The sequence below is a fragment of the Streptococcus sp. SM3 genome (genome assembly GCF_027497875.1).
Genome location: NZ_JAJNSA010000175.1, coordinates 1 through 2,692 on the forward strand (window position 1 = coordinate 1; position 2,692 = coordinate 2,692).

Sequence of the window (2,692 nt, forward strand, 5' to 3'; positions counted from 1 at the left end):
TGACTTCGTGATCATGGAAATTAAGGCTCCTGGGCAAGAACCTCAATGGTTAAAGGATATTTTAGAGAAGTATGGTTTGGTGAAACAGAAATTTTCAAAATATAGCTGTGCTTATCATAAATCACAAGGCTTGGATTATGCCCCAAGACCAGTTCAAGAAACGGTAGGTGCTGCCTATGTCTAATCTATTTGATTCTATTTTTAATAATGCTACAGCAACAGTGGATCCCTTGCGCTTACTGCTGGCCCTTTTGGTCAGCCTCTTTCTAGGGCTGGCCCTATCTTGGACCTATAAATACCGGACACTTTACACTCGAGAGTTTGTCATTAGTTTGACCTTGCTTCCTTGTATGATGACCTTAGTGATCTTTTTGGTCAATGGAAGTTTGGGAACCTCGATTGCAGTGGCAGGGACCTTTAGTTTGATCCGTTTCCGGTCAGCTACGAGTGGTTCTAGAGAGTTGATTGCGATTTTTCTTGCCATGATTATAGGACTAGCGGCAGGTTCGGGCTATCTTTTATTGGCCATTTTATCAACCCTTTCTTTACTAGGAGTGTGGCTGGTATTAGAGAACAAACAGAGTAAGGCAGACCATCAACGGCGCCGTCATTTGACCATAACTGTCTCAAAACAAGATTCTGTTGCAGAACAAATCAGCCAGTTGTTGGATCAAAGTTGTTCAGAAATTGACTTTATTTCTGTCACAACGGCCCAAGCTGGAGAACAACTGACCTTGAACTATGAGGTAAATATGGAATCGAACATCGATGATTTTGCCCTTGCCAATCTATTGATTAGCAAGATTGAAAATTGTGATGTCGCTCTGACAAAGAAAGCCAAGAAAAGAAAGAATTTATAACTACTATCCTACTTTAGGATAGTTTTTTAGGATTTTAAGAACTTTTTAAGAAAAAGTGGTATACTATTTCTAAAAAATTGAAGGAATCCTTTATGAAAAAGACTGCTATTTTTGAAGATATCATCTCGATTATGAGCCATGATTCATCTACCATCAAGGATCGAAAAGGATGCGACCCCGATCGCTTTCGAGAAAAAATGACAGATGATATGTCGGATGATGCCTTTCTCTATCAAGTTAAGGCTTACCTAGCTAGTTTTGGGGTGATCGGGCATGTTTCCTTTCGAGATAAAAAGGCCAGTCAAAAAGGGTTCCTTTTGAGAATAAATGGACAGAAACTGTATGTTGAGGAAGCTAATGAAGATACGGGTCTTCAAGTAGGAGATCAGATCCTAGCTCTGGATGGAAGTGACTTGGATCAGATAGCTTCTCTTCATAAAGCCTATTTTATCAGCAAGACCCCAGAAAGACATTATAGAGAATGGGCAGATTTGGTCTCTCAGTCAACGAGTGTCACCCTGCTTCGAGAAGGGATAGAAAAGACCATTAAAGTAGTACCCAGTCGAGAACCGATCCAGGATCAGATTTTTTGGAAACGATTAGACGATGGGATTCTTTATCTTCGTCTGGATAACTTTATGGATGAAGGATCTTTGGGTCGTTTATACCAAGAGTGTTTACCGACGATGACGGAAGTCAAGTTTCTTATCATTGATGTCCGACGCAACAGTGGAGGGACGGATTCTTTATATTTCCCTCTATTACATCTAGGCTTAGAGAAGGATCAGGGCTATGATTCGCTTGACTGGGATGATGATGGCATGGAAATTCTCTACACAGAGCGCAATGTTGACCTGCGCTTGAAAGACTTTGAGGACTGGATGCAACAGAAAGAAATTAGTCCTGAAACAGTTAAGCTGCTTGAAGAGATGAAAGGGGATTTGCTCCGCCATCGGGGGAAAGGCTATGTACCGTATCAGCAAGAAAGCGAGGAATTCTTCCCAGAGGTTAGAGGAGGCCACTATCCCGAACGGATCTTTGTCTTATCAGACATCTACTGCGCTTCTTCTGGAGATAATTTTGTCCAGATGATGAAGCAATTTAAGAAGGTAACGGTGGTAGGTAGACCAACTCTCGGAATTTTAGACTATTCCAATTGTTGTACCGTTGATTATGGTGATTATCGATTGATGTTTCCTACTTCTCGCTGTCTAAGCCTGGATCAAGGCAAAGGAATGACGGATCAAGGTGTTGAACCGGATATAGAGATTCCTTGGAGTCCTGACCATTTTGAAAGAGATGTGGATCTGGACAAGTGTCTGGAGTTAATTCATCGGGGGAATGTAAAATAAAACAGGATTTCAATCAGAAAAACTGATTAAAGAAAATTTCTTTGATTAGAAGGGATAAATGTCTGAAATGATAACGTTTTCCAGGGGATTCTCACTATGTTTAAAATTGCTTACTTGGTATAAAAAATGGTAAAATAGAGAGTAATAATCAAAATGAAGAGTGAAGCTTATGAAACATCAAACACTTTATAAATTTATCGGGCAGACGGTCTTGTATTTTGCCATTTTTCTAGCCCTACTTTATTTCTTTAGTTACCTTGGTCAAGGTCAGGGTGGCTTTATCTACAACGAATTTTAGAAAAGGAGACTCCTACCCGTGTCAAACCAACCTATTCACGATATGATCGAGACAATTGAACGTTATGCGCAACTACAACCAGACTATCCGGTCTACAATGTCCTTGGTGAGGAGCATACCTATGGCCAATTGAAGGCTGATTCAGATAGCTTGGCTGCCCACATTGATCAAATGGGACTTCC

4 protein-coding genes and 1 pseudogene are annotated in these 2,692 nt (G+C 40.6%); all 5 read left to right on the forward strand.

The genetic code is table 11. From position 1 onward, the window contains the following. A partial coding sequence (locus PAN06_RS13720; RefSeq protein ID WP_269796606.1) for a VTC domain-containing protein occupies positions 1-184 on the forward strand: 184 nt, incomplete at its 5' end. Further along, positions 177-860 (forward strand): DUF4956 domain-containing protein, encoded by a 684-nt coding sequence (locus PAN06_RS13725; protein ID WP_045760045.1) that lies wholly within the window; start codon positions 177-179, stop codon positions 858-860. The genes PAN06_RS13720 and PAN06_RS13725, both read left to right, overlap by 8 nt. 92 nt (positions 861-952) lie before the next feature. Beyond that, positions 953-2,212 carry a S41 family peptidase gene (locus tag PAN06_RS13730; protein WP_269796607.1) on the forward strand — a complete coding sequence of 420 codons (1,260 nt, stop codon included), beginning with the start codon at positions 953-955 and terminating at the stop codon, positions 2,210-2,212. Positions 2,213-2,381: 169 nt separating this feature from the next. Next, the gene (locus tag PAN06_RS13735) at positions 2,382-2,510 is read left to right on the forward strand and encodes a teichoic acid D-Ala incorporation-associated protein DltX (protein WP_251457995.1); all 129 of its coding nucleotides are present in this window, start codon (positions 2,382-2,384) and stop codon (positions 2,508-2,510) included. Between the two features lie 18 nt (positions 2,511-2,528). Next, a pseudogene (locus PAN06_RS14430) lies at positions 2,529-2,692 on the forward strand (alanine-phosphoribitol ligase); the annotation flags it as partial.